Annotated in this window: 2 protein-coding genes and 1 pseudogene; all 3 read left to right on the top strand. The window is 45.1% G+C overall.

Annotation, left to right across the window (positions count from 1 at the left end; all coding sequences use genetic code 11):
* Nucleotides 1-153: 153 nt before the first annotated feature.
* Nucleotides 154-294, top strand: a complete 141-nt coding sequence (gene rpmH / locus CIK04_RS32370) for a 50S ribosomal protein L34 (protein WP_011079039.1) — start codon at nt 154-156, stop codon at nt 292-294.
* A 46-nt stretch (nt 295-340) separates the two neighbouring features.
* A pseudogene (gene rnpA / locus CIK04_RS32365) lies at nt 341-651 on the top strand (ribonuclease P protein component); the annotation flags it as partial.
* Nucleotides 599-940 (top strand): membrane protein insertion efficiency factor YidD (gene yidD / locus CIK04_RS32360; protein WP_325206082.1); only part of this gene is annotated, 342 nt, incomplete at its 3' end. The pseudogene rnpA and the gene yidD, both read left to right, overlap by 53 nt.

Below are 940 nucleotides of genomic sequence, written 5' to 3'. Positions count from 1 at the left end.
ATACACCACAAAGATTGACACTTTGTGTGACTGTGATTACAATTCCGCCTCTTTGTTGAGAGGCGTCGGTGAACTCTTCTTTATATAAGAGAAGAAACAGACCCACGCCGGTTAACTTAGAACCTAAACTACTGATCAGTAAAGGTAATAACAATGGCTACTAAACGCACTTTTCAACCTTCAGTTCTAAAGCGCAAGCGTACTCACGGTTTCCGTGCACGCATGGCGACTAAGAACGGTCGTAAAGTAATCAATGCACGTCGTGCGAAAGGCCGTGCGCGCCTGTCAAAATAATCATTAGCTTATTTTGAATACGTACGCGTTCAATCGGGAGTTACGTTTGTTAACTCCCGAGCATTATCAAAACGTCTTTCAGCAAGCTCATCGAGCTGGCTCTCCTCATTTCACTATCATTGCTCGCAATAATAACCTTTCTCATCCTCGTTTAGGCTTGGCTGTACCCAAGAAGCAAATCAAAACTGCCGTTGGTCGCAACCGATTCAAACGCCTAGCCCGTGAAAGCTTTCGTAACACACAACATCAACTTCCCAATAAAGATTTTGTTGTGATCGCCAAGAAAAGCGCGCAAGATTGAGCAATGAGGAACTGTTTAAGTTGTTTGATAAGCTATGGCATCGCCTGTCTCGCCCTCGCGTGGTTAACAATCGGACTCGTCCGTCTTTATCAAGGTCTTATCAGTCCTCTCCTTGGACCGCGCTGTCGTTTTACTCCAACCTGTTCTACATATGCCATAGAAGCGTTGAAAGCTCACGGTTTTGTAAAAAGGGTGTTGGTTATCAGGCAAACGTCTATTAAAATGCCAACCCCTTTGAATGAAGGGGGCTTTGAACCCCGTTCCACCCAGTCCAAAAAGCAAAGACCAGAGATAAATAACGATGGATTCTCAACGTACTCTCCTGTCCTGCTTCTGGCGCTGGTT

The organism is Vibrio sp. 03_296 (assembly GCF_002265885.1).
Note: the sequence above shows the minus strand (reverse complement) of the source record. Positions and strands in the feature narration are given on the sequence as shown.